General features: G+C 70.6%; 9 protein-coding genes and 1 pseudogene. 5 read left to right on the forward strand and 5 right to left on the reverse strand.

Features of this window, described 5'->3' with window-relative positions; translation table 11 throughout:
• On the reverse strand, positions 1–689 hold a 689-nt coding region (locus VFB40_RS25125; RefSeq protein ID WP_324854849.1), incomplete at its 3' end, for a hypothetical protein.
• 564 nt (positions 690–1253) lie between these two features.
• On the opposite strand from VFB40_RS25125, the gene VFB40_RS25130 reads away from it, so the two are divergent.
• From VFB40_RS25130 to VFB40_RS25140, 3 genes are all read left to right on the forward strand, one after another.
• A complete protein-coding gene (locus VFB40_RS25130; protein ID WP_324854850.1) occupies positions 1254–3302 on the forward strand; it encodes a phosphocholine-specific phospholipase C in 2049 nt (682 codons plus the stop codon).
• A gap of 101 nt (positions 3303–3403) precedes the next feature.
• Positions 3404–4222 carry an SAM-dependent methyltransferase gene (locus tag VFB40_RS25135; RefSeq protein WP_324854852.1) on the forward strand — a complete coding sequence of 273 codons (819 nt, stop codon included), beginning with the start codon at positions 3404–3406 and terminating at the stop codon, positions 4220–4222.
• Positions 4223–4444: 222 nt separating this feature from the next.
• Positions 4445–5794 (forward strand): AMP-binding protein, encoded by a 1350-nt coding sequence (locus VFB40_RS25140; RefSeq protein WP_324854854.1) that lies wholly within the window; start codon positions 4445–4447, stop codon positions 5792–5794.
• Between the two features lie 4 nt (positions 5795–5798).
• On the opposite strand, the pseudogene VFB40_RS25145 reads toward VFB40_RS25140, so the two are convergent.
• The 3 genes and pseudogenes from VFB40_RS25145 to VFB40_RS25155 form a co-directional block, all read right to left on the reverse strand.
• Positions 5799–6464, reverse strand: a pseudogene (locus VFB40_RS25145) (helix-turn-helix transcriptional regulator); the annotation flags it as partial.
• A gap of 190 nt (positions 6465–6654) precedes the next feature.
• Positions 6655–9348 carry a helix-turn-helix transcriptional regulator gene (locus tag VFB40_RS25150; RefSeq protein WP_324854858.1) on the reverse strand — a complete coding sequence of 898 codons (2694 nt, stop codon included), beginning with the start codon at positions 9346–9348 and terminating at the stop codon, positions 6655–6657.
• Positions 9349–9604: 256 nt separating this feature from the next.
• Positions 9605–13021 carry a S8 family serine peptidase gene (locus VFB40_RS25155; protein ID WP_324854860.1) on the reverse strand — a complete coding sequence of 1139 codons (3417 nt, stop codon included), beginning with the start codon at positions 13019–13021 and terminating at the stop codon, positions 9605–9607.
• A 253-nt stretch (positions 13022–13274) separates the two neighbouring features.
• Here VFB40_RS25155 and VFB40_RS25160 point away from each other — a divergent pair, with 253 nt between their 5' ends.
• Complete coding sequence (locus VFB40_RS25160; protein WP_324854862.1) at positions 13275–13787, forward strand: hypothetical protein; 513 nt, start codon at positions 13275–13277, stop codon at positions 13785–13787.
• Positions 13788–14006: 219 nt separating this feature from the next.
• Here the strand turns inward: VFB40_RS25160 and VFB40_RS25165 are convergent, their stop codons facing one another.
• Positions 14007–14417 (reverse strand): VOC family protein, encoded by a 411-nt coding sequence (locus tag VFB40_RS25165; protein ID WP_324854864.1) that lies wholly within the window; start codon positions 14415–14417, stop codon positions 14007–14009.
• A gap of 140 nt (positions 14418–14557) precedes the next feature.
• Between VFB40_RS25165 and VFB40_RS25170 the strand changes: the two genes are divergently transcribed.
• Positions 14558–16168 (forward strand): circularly permuted type 2 ATP-grasp protein, encoded by a 1611-nt coding sequence (locus tag VFB40_RS25170; protein WP_324854866.1) that lies wholly within the window; start codon positions 14558–14560, stop codon positions 16166–16168.
• Positions 16169–16213: the final 45 nt, after the last annotated feature.

Below are 16213 nucleotides of genomic sequence, written 5' to 3' on the forward strand. Positions count from 1 at the left end.
CCGGGCCGGACCGGGTCCCGGTCGGCGGGTACGGTGGCCTTCCACTGTTCGAAGTGCTTGAACAGTTCCGGCGCGCATTGGAAGCCGCCGACCTGCGGCTCTGTGTCAGTCAGGGCGATGATTCCCTGCACCCGCTGCTGCGGCACGCTGCGCGTGGAGTCCACGTCCCAGTGCAGTTCGATGTCGAAACCGGTGTCCGTGGGCGCGATGAGGGCGCGATCGCGGGTCTTGACGTTGGGCGGGTTGAGGTTGAGCCGGTCGAGGGTGACCCACAGCTGCTCGCAGTCCCACACGTCGACGAAGGCGTCGTACACGCGGCGGTTCTGGCGGCTGTCCCAGATGAGCTGGTGATGGTAGGCCTCGACGAAGCCGTAGATGTGCAGTTCCTGGTCCAGATCGGAGCGGTACTCGCGCTCGGCGTACCAGGTCTGCGGATCGTGCGGGTCGAGGCCTTGGAACTCCCAGGCGAATTCCAGCAGCGCGGCTGCGGCGGCGGAGGGGATGGCCTCGCGCACCACGATGTATCCGTACGTCTGCCAGAACGCGAAGTCCTCCTCGCTCAGGACTCGAAGCGGCAGGGACTTGTGCAGGTCGCGCAGGGGAGTGGGGGCGAAGTACGTCTCGGCGTCGGCACTGAAGTACGGGACGTCCGAGGCGGCGCGGAAGAGATAGTCGTCAGGCGCCGGCATGAGTGCTCCAGGGGTGGACGCATCACGGCCCGGCGGTTCGGTTTGACTGCCGAACTGCGCTCAGGGGATGCGGTAGCGGTTGGCTGGCAGGCGTCTCCCCCGGGTTGAAGACGGCCTCGACGGACGCGGCACCGACTGATCACGCCGCACCAGAGTCCGGCGTGCGACACCCGCGGCGAACTGTGTCAAGGTTCTCGCTCAGTCGCGTGTGCGCCAAAACCACGGTGGACTAGACCACTGTGCCGTGTCAACTCCTCGAGTGCCCGGACCGGCTTCCGGAGACTCTTGGTGAGAACGCCGCTACCGAGCGCTGATGCAAAGCACTGCGACAGGATTCGAAGACTTTTGCGAACCTTCTGGTAGAAGTCTGACATGCTGGGCCGCGCCGTGCGCGGCGTCCGACTCGCGGATGCGACCTGCGCCGGTGCCCCGGAGGGGCTTCCAGTTGGTCGGGACTTTACCGGCCTGCCACCTGTACTTGTCTGGACAAGTCGGTATGGCTGCGAGATCTTCTCACTGCGCCCCGCCCACGGGCCGACCCCTTGAACTGGAAGGTTTTCCGCGATGTCACCGCTCTCCCGCCGCGCCCTGCTCGGCGCCGCCGCCGTCGGCACGGGAACCGCGCTCGGCGCCCTCCCGCTGCGCGCGGCCCGCGCCCGCGCCGCGGCCACCGGGTCCATCACCGACGTGCGCCACGTCGTGATCCTGATGCAGGAGAACCGCAGCTTCGACCACTACTTCGGCACGCTCAAGGGCGTGCGCGGATTCGGCGACCGCGCCACCGTGCTGCTCTCCGGCGGCAACTCAGTGTTCAACCAGCCCAGCGGCAGCGGCCGGCAGTACCCGTGGAACCTGAGCAACGGCTCCGGGAACATCGTGGCCAGCGCCGAGACCCTGGCGCAGTGCGACGGCTCGCTCGACCACGGCTGGAACACCCAGCACCAGGCGTGGAACGGCGGCAAGATGGACTCCTGGATCGCCGCCAAGGGCTCGAACCGCACGATGGGCTACCTCACCCGCTCCGACATCCCCTTCCACTACGCGCTCGCCGACGCGTACACCGTGTGCGACGCCTACCACTGCTCGATCCTGAGCGCGACCGGGCCGAACCGCACATACCTGTGGAGCGGCATGATCGATCCAGCCGGCACCGCCGGCGGGCCGGCCTACGACGGCGGCTCGGAATCCGGCCTCAGCTGGCAGACCTACGCCGAAACGCTCCAGAACGCCGGCGTGAGCTGGAAGGTGTACCAGGTCGCCAGCGACAACTTCGGCGACAACGGGCTGGCCTACTTCAAGCAGTTCACCAACGCCGCCACCGGCTCTCCGCTCTATGTCAATGGTATGAGTTCGGTAGCCGGCGGCACCGGATCCACCCCGACCGACATCGCCGCGGCCATCAAGCAGGACGTCGTGAACGGGGCCCTGCCGCAGGTCTCCTGGGTGGTCGCCAACCAGCAGTGCTCGGAGCACCCGGACGCCCCGCCGCAGGACGGCGCGCAGTTCGTGCACGAGGTCATCCAGGCCCTGGCCGCGGACGAGTCAGTGTTCGACTCTACCGTGCTGCTCATCAACTACGACGAGAACGACGGGTTCTTCGACCACGTCCCGCCGCCGGTGCCGCCCGCGGGGACCGCCGGGGAGTTCATCCAGAACGGCACCCCGATCGGCCTCGGCTACCGGGTGCCGATGATCATCGTCTCGCCGTGGACCCGCGGCGGCTGGGTCGATTCGCAGACCTATGACCACACCTCGGTGATCCGGTTCCTGGAGACCTGGACCGCCGCGCTCGGCAAACCGGCGCGCTGCCCCAACCTCAGCGCCTGGCGCCGCCAGGTCTGCGGCGACCTGACCGGGGCCTTCGACTTCGCGAACCCGGTCTACGGCCTGCCCTCGACGCTGCCGGCCACCGACTCGACGATCAGCATCTACTACTGCGACCTGATGGTGAACCCGTCGCCGTCCACGAACGCGCTGCCCGCGCAGGAAGCGGGCACCAAACCCGCCCGCGCGCTGCCGTACCAGCCGAACGGCTACGTCAGCTCGATCCAGCAGGGTTCGAACGGCCAGATCCTGCTGTGGATCGAGATGGCCAACCAGGGCGCGCAGGCGACCGGCGCCGCCGCGTACTCCGTCTACGCCAACGCGTTCCGCAGCGGCGGGCCATGGCAGTACACGTGCACGCCCGGCGGGACGGTCAGCGACTACTTCAACATCGGTTCCGGTTACGGAGCCGGCAAGTACGACCTGACCCTCGTCGGCCCGAACCGCTTCCTGCGCCGCTTCCAGGGCGACGCCACCGCGGCCGGGCAGCACGCCGAGGTCACCACGTCATACGCGGCGGCGCCGGACACCGGCAAGCTCGCGGTCTGGTTCGCCATGGCCAACTCCGGCGCTACCGCGGCCACCTTCACCATCACCGCGAACCACTACCGCGGCGACGGGCCGTGGACCTACTCCGTCCCGGCCGGCGGCAGCGTCTCGGATTACTTCAACCAGGTCGCCTACTGCGGCGGCTGGTACGACTTCACGGTCACCGTGAGCACCGACGCCGCGTGGTCGCGCCGCTTCACCGGCCACCTGGAGACCGGGGCGGCGAGCGTTACCGGCTGACACAACGTCATCGCTGCGCGTTAGCGGGCCCTCTAGGATGGGAGGAACGTCGCCGGCGGCATGCGGCGCGCAGAGGCCGGACCGTCGGCGAAGGGAATGCAGTGGACCAACGTCCCGTCTGGGCGCCGGACGACGTCGACATCGAGACCCCGTCCGCCGCGCGCATGTACGACTACTTCCTCGGCGGTTCACACAACTTCGCCGCGGACCGGGCGCTGGCCGAGGAGTACATCAAGGTACTGCCGGACATGCCGCAGATCGCCCGCGCGCAGCGCCGCGTGGTGCACCGCATGATCCGGCACCTGCTGGCCGCCGGGGTGACGCAGTTCCTTGATCTCGGCTCCGGGATCCCGACGGCCGGCAACGTGCACGAGATAGCGCAGGTCGCGAACCCGCGGGCGCGAGTGGTCTACGTGGACAGCGACGCCGTCGCGGTCGCGCACAGCCGCTCGATCCTCGCCGACGTCCCCCACGCGGCGATCCTGCGGGCCGACCTGCGCGATCCGGCCTCGGTCCTGACCGATCCGGTGGTCACCGGCCTGCTCGACTTCACCGAGCCGGTGGCCGTGCTGATGATCGCCGTGCTGCACTTCGTCGGCGAGCAGGAGGACCCGGCCGCGGTCGTGGCGGCGTACCGCGACGCCACGGCCCCCGGCTCCTACCTCGCGGTCACGCACGCCACCAGCGACTACAATCCGGAACTCGCGCGCCGCGCCGAGGCGGTGTACACCCGGGCCAGCCATCAGATCCATTACCGCAGCCGCCGGCAGATCCTTGACCTGCTCGTCGGCTACGAACTCGTCGAACCGGGCCTCGTAGACATGATCCACTGGCGTCCGGAACCGGACACCGGCCCCGACCCGCTCGGCGGGGACGTGCGCCGCTACTCCGGATACACCGCCTTGGGCCGCAGACCTTAGCGATTGCCCGTTCGGACATCGGCCGTTGCCTGGCCGTGCGCCGCTGGAGGGCGGCCCGCGCACGATCCCCATCACGCCGACGACGCGCGCCGGCAACCGGCCTAGCATCAGGGCACGAGCAGCGAGACCGCCGTCTCCCTTAGCCGGAACGGCCCGCGACGGCGCGATGCGCACTGCGGGCCCCGGAACCGGGCCGGCCTCGCCGACGACGAGGAGCGCCCCTTGAGCAGCCACGGCCTCAGCGCGACGCGCGGATTCTTGGCGGCCCGGGATCTGCTGCGCGCGCTGCGGGACGACCATGAGGCCGCGGCGGCGCGGTTCTGCTGGCCCCGGCCCGAGCACTTCAACTGGGCGCTGGACTGGTTCGACCGGGTCGCGGTGGACAACACGCGCGTCGCCGTGCGGGTGCTCGCTCCGGAGCATCAGAGCTCTGTCACCTACGCCGAGCTGTCCGAGTCCTCAAGCCGCGTCGCGAACTGGTTGCGCCGCCTTGGCTTGCGGCGGGGCCAGCGGGTCTTGCTGCTGCTGGACGATCAGCTCGCGTTCTGCGAGGCGACGCTCGCGGTGATGAAGCTCGGCGCGGTCCTGGTGCTGGCCCGCGCGACGATGACGGCGGCGGCCGTGAGCGAGGTGGTCGGCCGGGTCGGACCGGCCTTCGTCATCGCCGCGGCGCATCTCGCCGACGCGCTTCCGGCCACGCAGCCGCGCGTCACGAGGATCTGCGTCGGCGGAAAGGTTCCGGGTTGGCGCGCATATGCGGATGCTTATCTGGAGCGCCGCTCGTTCAGCCCGGACGGGGTCACCGCCGTGGACGATCCGCTCCTGATTTACGTCGCGTCGGGCGGCGCCGGTCGAATCAGGATGGTCTGTCATACCCATGCCCATCCGATCGGCACGCTGCCTGGCACTTACTGGAGCGGACTGCTGCCCGGAGATGTTCACGTCGCAGTCACGCATCCAGGCTCGCCGGAGCACGCCTGGTCGAGCTTCTTCGAACCCTTCAACGCCGAGGCGAGCATTGTCGCCGCGAGTTGGACGGATGACGTGTCGGCCCGCTCGCTACTCGATGTGCTCGGTGAGGAGCGCGTCAGCAGCCTGTGCGCCATGCCGGCGGCTTGGGCTGCGCTGACTCGAGCGAAGGGCCAGCTGCCGACGTCGTTGCGCGAGGCGCGTTCCGTGGGCGCCCCGTGCACGCTCGACCTGGCCGAGCGTGCGCGGGCTGCTTGGGGCATCGAGGTGCGCGACGGATACGGGCAGGCCGAGACCGGTGCCCTGGTCGGCACGACGCAGAGCCTTGCGGCTCAACCGGGCGCGATCGGCAAGCCGCTGCCCGGATACTCCATCGTGCTGTTTGATCCACGCACCGGCCAGCCCGCGGCGGAAGGCGAGATCTGTGTCGAGCTTGCGCAACGTCCGGCCGGGCTGATGTCCGGATACTTCGGCGACGCCGAGGCGACTGCCGCCTCGTGTCGTGGCGGCTTTTATCGCACCGGCGATCTCGCACGCCGCGACGCAGCAGGATGTCTCACCTATGTAGGCCGCGTCGCGGACGTGTCGATACCCGCGCCCTAGCCGGTTAGATCAGCCCTTCGCGAACCGCACACGCGACGGCGTGCGAGCGGTTGCGTACCTGAAGCCGGATCATCGCGCTCTGCAACACGTTCTTGATCGTACGCTCCGAGTATGACAGGGCTTTGGCGATCTCCGCCGTGTCGTGTCCCTCCGCGATCAGCTTGAGCACGGCGACCTCGCGATTTGCCAGCCCGCTGAACGCGAAGCCGCGCGGGCTGAGCACGTTGCGCTGCACCCGACCGACCTGCTCCAGCAGCGAGCCCAGCAGATCGGCCGGCACCGAGCCCTCGCCGCGGGCGGCCGCCTCGATCACCTGGACCAACCGCTCGGGGCCGGCCTCGCTGCGCCGCAGCACCGCGATCACGCCGCACTCCGTGGCCAGCGCGAGATCCGCGGCGGTCACGTCGGCCACGATGAGCACGACCCGCGCCGCGGTCGCCCGCTGCGCCTGGCGCAGCGCCTCCATCGCCTCGTCTCGAGCGCTGTCGAGTACGGCGACGACGACCTGCGGACCGCGTGCCGCCAGGTCCGCCGGCGAGAGCACGTGGAGCTGCGGGCACATCCGCAAGGCGCTCGCGACCCCGGCTTGGGAGATCGGGTCGGTGGCGAACACCGACACCGTGACACGTTCCATTTCCATCCCCAGTGTTCCGCGCCTTGTTTTTCCCGCGCCGTGGAAGGGAAGGCGCCATACGGTGGCGACCGTCGCGCGCGACCCAGGCGAGGACGGTCTCAGCGGCCGTAATTGTCAGTGCACGTGGGCATCCAGGCATCCGTATGCGACTACGTAGAGCGCACTGATGTACTACGGACACTGCGTAGGTGGGCGCCCAGACGTCGGATGTGCCTGCCGGGCAACGCTATGAAAGCAGGCCATTTAGTTGCTCCCGCCTGGTGACGCCAAGCTTGCTGTACACGTGCGCCAGGTGAGATTCCACCGTGCGCACCGATGTTCCGAGGTGCTGCGCGATCTCGCGATTCGACAGGCCCTCCGCGGCCAGCTTCGCCACCTCGCGCTCCCGAGCCGTCAGACCCGTCGCGGCGCCGTGCTCGGCGATGACCGGACTGAGCGCACCCTGACACGCCCCCAGATGCCCGGCGGCCACGGCCGCGGAAGCGCTCGACCGGGCCGGCAGTCCCTGGCTGCGATGCGCCGCGGCGGCCTCGGTGGCGGCCTCCGCGGCCAAGAGGCGGCAACCCAGTGCCGCGAACGAGCGGCTGACCGCGTCGAGCCTGCCGCCGTCCTGTTCGTCCAGCGCCAGCGCGTGCTCGAGATAGACCGCGGTGAGCGGGCCGTCCACCAGATCAGCCTGCTGAGTAAGTAGCAGGTGAGCCGGGCGGCGGGCGCCGAACCGCAGCGCGTCGTGCGCGGCGTTGAGCGCGACCGTGTGGAATCCGGCCCGGGCGGCGGCCTCTGCCGCCTCCAGCGCGAGCGCCCTGGCTTCCGTGTGCCGGCCCTGCGCCAGCGCCACCCACGCGCGGCCTACCTCGACCTGCGGCGCCCATGAGCGGCGCGAAGCGCTCAGTGCCTTCTCGGCCGCCTCCTGCGCCGCCGCGGCCTCGACCGCCATCGGCCGCGCCGGATCGCGGTCCGGATCGGGCGAGAGCGCGTGCGCCCGGGCCAGCGAGGACCAGGACAGGCTGAGAAAGCCCACCAGATCCGAGGTACCCAGCAGCGTGACCGCCTCGCCGAGCCAGCGCCGCGCATCGGCCGCCCGTCCCGCGTCGAGCGCGATCATGCCGAGCATCTGCGCCCCCGCGCCGGCGGCGAAATGCACGCCCGATCCGCTGGCCTCCCGGTAGACGCGGGCGGCGAGCTGTTCCGCCTCGCCGAGCCGCGACGCCGCCCGCAGCGCGGCCGCACCGGCCAACGGCAGCCCGATCACCGCCTCGGGCACCGCGGCCTTGACCGTCTCGGCCACGGCGAGGCACCGGTTCCACTCCGTCACCGCCTGCTCGATCCGGCCGGTCAAGGCGAGGGCGGGAACGGCGGCGCGGTGCATCCGCACCAGGTTGGCCGGGCTGGAGGGTGCCCGCATGATCTCTGCCGCCGCGTGCACGACGGCCGGGGCCTGTCCGGCCGCGTAGTGCACGCCGGCGCGCATCGCCTGGAGCTCTTGGCGGTGCTCGGCGGAGGTGACCCGGCCTTCCGCGCGCACCAACTCCTCGACCGCGACACACGGCTCATCGCGGCCCCAGCAGGCGGTGACGGCCCGCGTCAGCGCGAGTTGAGTCACGTCGGCGTCGGTCCGGGCGAGGTCGTCGAGTCCTGATATCGCTGCGGCGGCCTCGGCGTGACGCCCCTGCCATGCCAGCGTCTCGGCGAGGAGCAGTCCCGCCGCCAGCGAGGTGGGCGCGGCGCGAACCGCGGCCCGCGCCAACCGCTCGGCGAGGCCGGAGTCGATGGTCGCGTGCGCGTTGCGGGCGGCGGAGAGGTAGATCGCGACCGGAATGTTCGCGCCGCCGCCCGCGGTCAGATGCCACAGCGCGATGGCCAGCCGGTCGTCGGCCCGCCGTGCGCCCTTCGCCTCCACCGCCTCGGCCAGCGTCCGGCAGATCTGGTCGGCCCGCAGCTGCGGCGTGCGGTTGCGCAAGACCTCTGTATCCAGCAGTCGCGCCGGTCCGACCGGGCGGCGCTGCCCGTCGCCGCGAACCCGTATCAGTCCTTTGCTCTCCATCGCGAGCAGATCCGCGTCGGGCGCGAGTTCGCGCAGCAGTTGCGCACCAAGGCCCTCGCCCCAGGCCAGCAGTTCCAGCACGGTGCGTTCGCAGGGCGCGAGCGCCGCGAGCCGGCTCCAGACGAGCTCGTCCAGCCGGGCGTTCGGTGCGACCGGCCCGTTCCAGCGCCAGGCCGCGCCGATGCGTTCCATGCCGCCGTCGTGCTCGACCGCGGCGATCAGTTCGCGGAGGTAGACGAGGTTTCCCTCGCACAGCCGGTAGATGCGCTCCAGGCTGATGCCGTCCAGCGGAGCGCCCAGGACGTCGCGCAGCAGCGTGGCGACAAGGTCCTTACTCAGCTGTGAAAGGTCGAGCCGGGCGAGCAGTTCGTCCCGCCATAGTGCCGTGACCGGCTCAGGGCACTGCTCCTCGTCGCAAACCGTCAGCAGAAGGCTGACTTTCCCGCGTGCGGCCACGTGCCTCATCACGACTGCGGACTCTTCGTCCAGCAGGTGCGCGTCGTCGCAGGCCAGCACCCACTCCCGCGTCTTGTCCGCGCGCGCCACCAGCGCCGCGACCGCTTCCGCGACGGTTCGCGGCGGCCCCTCCCGGTCGTCGGCGAGTAAGCCCGACAACGCGGCCAGCGGTATCCCGGCAGCGCTGCGCGACGTCACCACCCAGTCCACGCACCGGCCGGATGCCCTCGCCATCGCGGCCAGTTCACGCGCCATCCGGCTTCGGCCGGCGCCGTGCGGCCCCCCGATCACGACGCCGTCTCGCTGCAGCGCCGCCGCTGCCACGCGCAGTTGCTCGCCCCGCCCGACGAGCGTCGGCGGCCGCTGCACATTCGCCGAGGCGCCGCGCCACGACGACGCCTCAGACCAATCGCTCCGCATGGTCCCCCATCCGCAAAAATCCCCCGTGCGTCGAATACTCCGCAGCGGAGAGCTTAAGGCGCGTCACGCGGTGCATGAATCGGCTGCTATGGAAAGGTGCGATCGCTGGGCGGCGATAAGTAGCAGCCGCACCGGCCAAGTCCCGGTTACCCTGGCTGGCCCGGTGCGGCGCTTCCGTATCGGCGGCGGTCACGCTCGGACGCTTGAGCCGCCGTTGTTTGCTTACTTAAGCGTGCCTCTTACTTGATCGTGCCACTTACCTGATCGTGTAGGTGTAGGGGATGGCCGCGATCTCGTCACCGCTCAGCAGGAATGACGAGAACGTGTCCACGTAGACGACCGCGTGCACGGTCGTTCCCCGACTTCCGGTCGGCGTGACCGTGACCGTGATCGTGCCGCTCTGTCCCGGGGCGAGGCTCAGCGGCGAGAGGCCCGGAGCCGACGAGCTTACGCCCTCGAGCCACAGGTCGCCGGAGTCCGCCGTCGCGCTGGGGTCGAACTGCTGCGTCGTCACCGTCGCGCTGAGCGTGGCGCTGCCCTTGACCGGCCCGTTGGTCGGCCCGAACGGGGTCGGTTCAGCGGCCCACGGACCCTGAGTCACCCGCGCCGCCGAAAGCTCGGCGGAGGCGGCCAGGGCGCTGTTGCTCGTCGGTACGCCGAGCAGTTCCGGGATGCCGTTGTTGAGGGTCGACACGTCGAAGTCCGCCGGGATGGTCGAGCTCTGCGTGAACTTCAGGTCGCTGGTCTCGGTCGGTACCAGCCAGGTCGTGCCGAACGCGGTGGCCGGGAACGGGATCGAGATCGTCGCCGTCGAGGGCGGAAGGACCAGCAGCGGATACGTGGCCTGCGTCGTGCGGCGCGGGTCGGCGAAGAACGCCTCGGGCGCGGCGCCGGTGTTGGTCACCCGCAGCTTGAGCGTGATCGGCTTGCCCGCCGGGACGCTGCCGTGCGGCAGGCCGGAGGCGTCCACGTCGACCAGGTTGAAGCGCAGATGTCCGCTGAAGCGCTCGGTCAGCGTCGTGCCGGCTACCGGGTTGTCGATGTCGATGAACAGGGTCCACCGCCCGGCCGCCGGGGAGCGCACGAAGCCTTGCAGGGTGCTGATCGGCACCACGTTCCCGCCGGCGTCGACGGTCTGGTTGGTGGCGAGCGAGAGCACCTGACCGTCAGGGCCCTGAAGCGCCGCGTTGACGATGTGGTTCGGCGGGCCGGCGAGCCTCAGGTCGATGCCGAGGCTGCGCTTGCCCTGCGGCACGTCGAAGAAGTAGGCCTGCGTCTGCGCGCCCGGGTTGCCGCGGCCGTTGCCGCCGGTCAGCGTCCCGGTGAACGCGCCGCCGTCAGTGCTCGTCGACAGCAGCGTGCGCAAAGTCAGCGGCACGGCGGTTGCGAAGTGCCGCGAGCTGTCGAACTCCACCGCCGCGGACAGGTCGCCCGCGTCGTCCGGCATGCGGGTACGCACGTGGAACGTCGCGCTCTGGCCCGGCCGCAGGGTCGCGCCGGCCGGACTGACCTGCGCGAAGTCGACGTACCTGGTCGTGCTGAACGCGTAGTTGACATTCCCGTTGAATCCGGCCGAGCTGGCGGAGGCGAAGAACACCGCGGTCCAGCGGCCGGGCACGGGGAAGCGCACGTCCGCCCGGCCGTGGTTGCCGGCGCCCTGCGGGATCGAGTGGTTCTCGTACTCGCCGTGCGGGCCGATCAGCGCGAGCCGCACCAGCGACTGGCCGTTCGCCGCGCCGCCGGGCCAGCTGAGCTGCGCCTCCAGGTGGTCCGCCCCGGCCGGTACCGTGAAGGCGGTCTCGGCGAACCGGCGCGTCACCGGCACCCCGGTCGGCCCGGCGATGCCGTCGAGGAAGCTCGGGGTCGCCGCCGAGGCGATGTCGAGCGGGATGCTGGCCTTCAGGTCCGAGAGCGTGCGGCCGAGGATGCGGCCGTGCGGCCGGACGGTCTGCGTGACCGAGCCGGTGTTGGTGACCACGACCGGCAGATCGACGGTCCGGTTCGCGGGGGCCGCGATGGCCAGCTGGGTGTCGCCGCTCGGCGTGGTGATGGCCAGGCCGTCGCCCTGTCGGGCCGGGGCCGCGGTCGCGTCGTGGATCGACATCGCTTCGAGCACGGCGCGGTAGGTGTTCAACTCGCCGGCGCCCTGCTGTGTCGATGGCAGTCCGAGGTCGGTGGCGGTGCCGGTGAGGATCCGCTTGACCAGGGCGGGAGCGGGCCGCACCCCGTGGTGGGTGTGTTCGTACGCTTCGATGACCAGCGCCGCCGCGCCCGCGACCAGCGGGGAGGACTCACTGGTGCCGCCGAAGTCCTCGATCGGCGAGGGGGTGCCGTTGAACGCGGTGCATTCGGTGAAACGCGCCGGATCCGGCGTGCACAGCGCCCAGCCGTCCTGGCCGGGGGCGACCAGGTCGGCGACGCGGCCGAGGTCGGTGACGCCGCCGGAGGAGAGCGGCGAGGGGTTGTCGCTCACGACCGAGGCCGCGAAGTTGCGGGTGCCGGCGTAACCGGTCTGCGCCTGGACCCGGAAGGTCGTGGTGGCGCCGACCGAGATGACGTTCGGATCCACCGCGGGGGAGCCGACGGTGTTGGTCGGCCCGGCGTCGCCGGTGGAGCTGACCACGGTCACGCCCGCGGCGACCGCCGCGTCGTCGGCCAGCGCGGTCGGATCGGTCCCGGCGGTGGGGAAGGCGTTGCTGCCGAAGGACTCGTTGATCACGTCGACCTTGTCCACGGTGACCGCGTAGTCGACGGCCTGGATGATCGAGGAGTTGATGGCGAAGTTCGAGGCGCCGAACACGTTGAGGCCGACCATCGAGGCGCCGGGGGCCACGCCGCGCACGGTGATCGTGCAGCCGGCCGGCAGCGGGTGCGCCGAGTCGACGAACTTCGACAGGTCGTACACCTGCCGGCCCTGCGCCGCGATCGAGCTGGCGTCGCCGAAGGCCTCGCCGCCGCCGGTGCCCAGCGCCGGGTCGGTGCCGGAGAAGTCCTGGTAGTCGGTGAAGACTGGGGTGCCGTCGGCGCGGATGAAGTCAGGGTTCTTGATGTCGATGCCGTCCGCGATCCAGGCCACCTTGACCCCGGCGCCGTCGACAAGGTTCTGCGCCTGCGGGACGGAGCGGTCGAGGAACGCGGTGTGCGTAGTCTGCAACGCCTCCGGTTCGAGCAGCGGCTTGGCCGGGTTCGCCGGGCAGCTGCCGGGGATCTGGTGGTCCGGCGGCGCGGTGACGCCCGACTGCCGCCGGATCGTGCCGGTCTCCTGCGGGGTCAGCGGACTGAGCGGGACCATCCGGTCCGGCACCACCTCGGCGACCGAGGGATCGGCCGCCAGGTCGCGGGCCTGCGCGGCGGTCATGGTGGCCGCGAAGCCGTTGACGACGGAGAAGGTCTTGACCGCGGTGGCGCCGCCGGCCCGGGCCCGGCTCACCAGCGGGGCCTGGTCCTGACCGGTGACTCGCCGCCGGCTCGCGGCCTTCGCGGAGAGGTCAGGGTGCTGATTGCGCAGCACCACGATGAAGGAGCTTCGCGCCCCCGCGGAGCTTGCCGTAGTGGAGATTGCCCCGGGGGAGACTGCCGCGGCGGCCGGTCCGGCCCCGGCGGCGAGACTCCCGGTGATCGCGGCCGCGGTGGCGGCCGCGAGGGTTACCCGATATCCAGCGTTTTTATGCATTCTGCGATGACACGTCCCTCCGAAGTGGCAGCGGGTCTTCAGCGTCCGAACGCGCAAAGGAAACGGCCGTGCGAGGAATGAGGGTTCAGAACAATCTTCGGCTCGCTCAGGGGGACCGCCGCCGCGCACCGCTCCGGTGCCGCGCCACGGCGGTGCCACGCAATCGCCACTCGAATGCCACAGCAGAGGACGAAGGTGATGGCGCAGATGAACCCACCGCCGACAAGACGGCGGTCGAAGCAGGGGAGAAGCAATGTCACGAGCCAAACGCCTCGGCGCCATCGCAGCGTCCGCACTCGTCTCCGCGACCGCGCTCTGCGCGGTCGGCGCGGCGCCGGCCTCGGCCTCTTGCGCCTCGGACGTCGTGGTCGCCGTCTCCGGCAAGTACGTGTTCCTCTGGGACGGCGTGACCTGGTGGCACGACGGCCCCGGCGGCACGATCACCGGTCAGGTCCAGCAGACGCGCACGATCAGCTCGACGATCTCGTACGGCGCCGATATCACCATGAGCGACCTGATCTCCTCGGTGAAGGCCTCGATCAGCGGCTCGGCGACCAACTCCGTGGCGACCACGCTCGGGCACACCTACACCCACGCCATCCCCTCCAACGCGTACGGGAACCTCAAGTACGGGGCGTGGGGATACAACGTGACCTGGAAGAAGGAGTACCGGCACTCGAACTGCACCATCACGGTGCTGGGCCAGGGAACCGGCACCGTGCCGACGGTCGCGACCGGCTGGTACTACTACAGCACCAGCAGCTGATCGGCTGACCCGCGGGCGACCGCCAGCCGCGCCACGCGGACGCCACGCAGACGTCACGGCCGCAGGCTACGGTGCCGATGATGGCGACGGGTTGGTGGTGTCGCACAGCACCAACCGCCGATCGGGGGTCAACCCGTAGGGCGGCCGCCTGCCGCATCAGGCGGTCGCCCTCAGCCAAGCCGGCGCGAGCAAGCCGGCCGCAGGCTCAGCTCGGCAGGCTCAGTTCGGCAGGTTCAGCTGCCAGGAGACCCCGAAGCGGTCGTTGACCCAGCCGAACCGCTTGCTGAAACCGTAATCGCCGAGCGGCATCAGATCCTGGCCGTCCTTCGCCAGCGCGCCGTACAGGCGGTCGAGCTCCTCGGCGGAGTCGCACTGCACGAACAGGGACATCGCCGGGGTGAAGCCGAACTCGTGGTGCGCGGGGCTGTCGATGCACATCAGCTGCTGGCCGGCCAGGGTGAAGGTGGCGTGCTGCACGCTGCCCTCCGCCCCGGCTTCTCCAGCGCCGTATCGCGTGACCGCGGTGACCTCGCCGTCGTCGAACAGCGAGACGTAGAAGTTCATCGCCTCCTCGGCGCTGCCTTCGAACATCAGGAACGTCGTGATCTTCTGGTTTGAGACGATCGCCACGGTAAGTCCCGTTTCGTGGAAATCCGACAGGAGAACGCCAGCGTATCGAGCCGGCCGCGTTCCGGCGGGCGCATGCCGCGTCGAGAAAGATCGCCGCGGCATGTCACCGTTCGGAAACACAGGTGCCCTACGTTCTGGTCATGGCGGACGTTTTCGATGCGTATACGCTTTCCGCGGCCTGGGACGAGATGTTCGCGGGGCCTGGAGTCCCGCGGCGAGCCTATGAACCGGTGTTCGCGGCGCTGGAACACCTGGACCCCGACGAACTGCGCTTCCGGGCCGATCAGGTGGCGCGCGCGTTCACCGACCGCGGCGTGACCTTCGCGTTCGGCGGTGAGGAGCGGCCCTTCCCGCTCGACCTCGTCCCGCGGGTGATCGCGGCCGCGGAGTGGGACGTGATCGACCGCGGCGTGCGCCAGCGGGTGCGGGCGCTGGAGGCGTTCCTCGCCGACACCTACGGCCAGGGCGCCGTGTTCGCGGACGGCGTGGTGCCGCGGTCCGTCGTCCTCAGCGGCGGGGGATTCCACCGGCCGGCGCACGGCATCGAACCCGCGAACGGCGTCCGGGTGCACGTCGCCGGGATCGACCTGATCCGGGATGAGGACGGCCGCTTCCGGGTGCTTGAGGACAACGCGCGGGTGCCCTCCGGGGTCAGCTACGTCATGGAGAACCGGCGCATCATGGGCCGGACCTTCCCGGGCCTGTTCGCCGAGCATCGCGTCCGGCCGGTGGACGACTACCCCTCCCGGCTGCTGGCCGCGCTGCGAGCGGCCGCTCCGGTCGGGGTGACCGACCCGGTGGTCGTGGTGCTCACTCCGGGCGTGGCGAACTCGGCGTACTTCGAGCACTCGCTGCTGGCCCGGCAGATGGGCGTCGAGCTGGTCGAGGGCAGGGACCTGATCTGCTCGGGCAACCGGGTGCGCATGCGCACCACGGCCGGGGAGCAGCCGGTGCACGTCGTCTACCGCCGGATCGACGACGAGTTCCTCGATCCGCTGCACTTCCGGCCCGAATCGGTGATCGGCTGCCCCGGCATCCTCAACGCCGCACGCGCCGGGCGGGTCACCATCGCGAACGCGGTCGGCTGCGGGGCGGCCGACGACAAGCTGATCTACACCTACGTCCCCGACCTGATCCGCTACTACCTGTCCGAGGAACCGGTCCTGGACAACGTGGAGACTCACCGCCTCGACGATCCGGAGCGGATCGCCTGGGTGCTGGACTCGCTCTCAGAGCTCGTACTCAAGCCGGTGGACGGCGCGGGCGGCAAGGGCATCGTGATCGGGCCGCAGGCCGACGAGCGCACCCTCAGCCGGCTGCGCGCGACGGTGTCCGCGAACCCGCGCGGCTGGATCGCGCAGCGGCCGGTGGCCCTGTCCACCTCGCCTACGTTCGTTTCGGACCGCTTCGCCCCGCGCCACATCGACCTGCGCCCGTTCGCGGTCAACGACGGCGACGACGTGTGGGTGCTGCCCGGTGGCCTGACCCGGGTCGCCCTGCCCGAGGGCGCATTGGTGGTCAACTCCAGCCAGGGCGGCGGCTCGAAGGACACGTGGGTGTTGGCTAACGATCGCCGGCTCGGGCCGCGCGACGGCATCAGGCCGCCGCTGTTCGACTCCCCGGCCACCGCCGTGCGCGAGGCCGTGGCCGACCGGCAGGCCGGGCCCGCCGTCGAGCAGTCCCAGCAGCAGCAACAGCAAGCGGTGATCCGGCAGCAGCACTCGGCCGCGTCTCGTAGCGAAGGGAGCTGACCCATGCTCAGCCGCATCGCCGAGTCGTTGTTCTGGCTCGGCAGG

The organism is Actinocrinis sp., from assembly GCF_035650855.1.
Lineage (GTDB): Bacteria > Actinomycetota > Actinomycetes > Streptomycetales > Catenulisporaceae > Actinocrinis.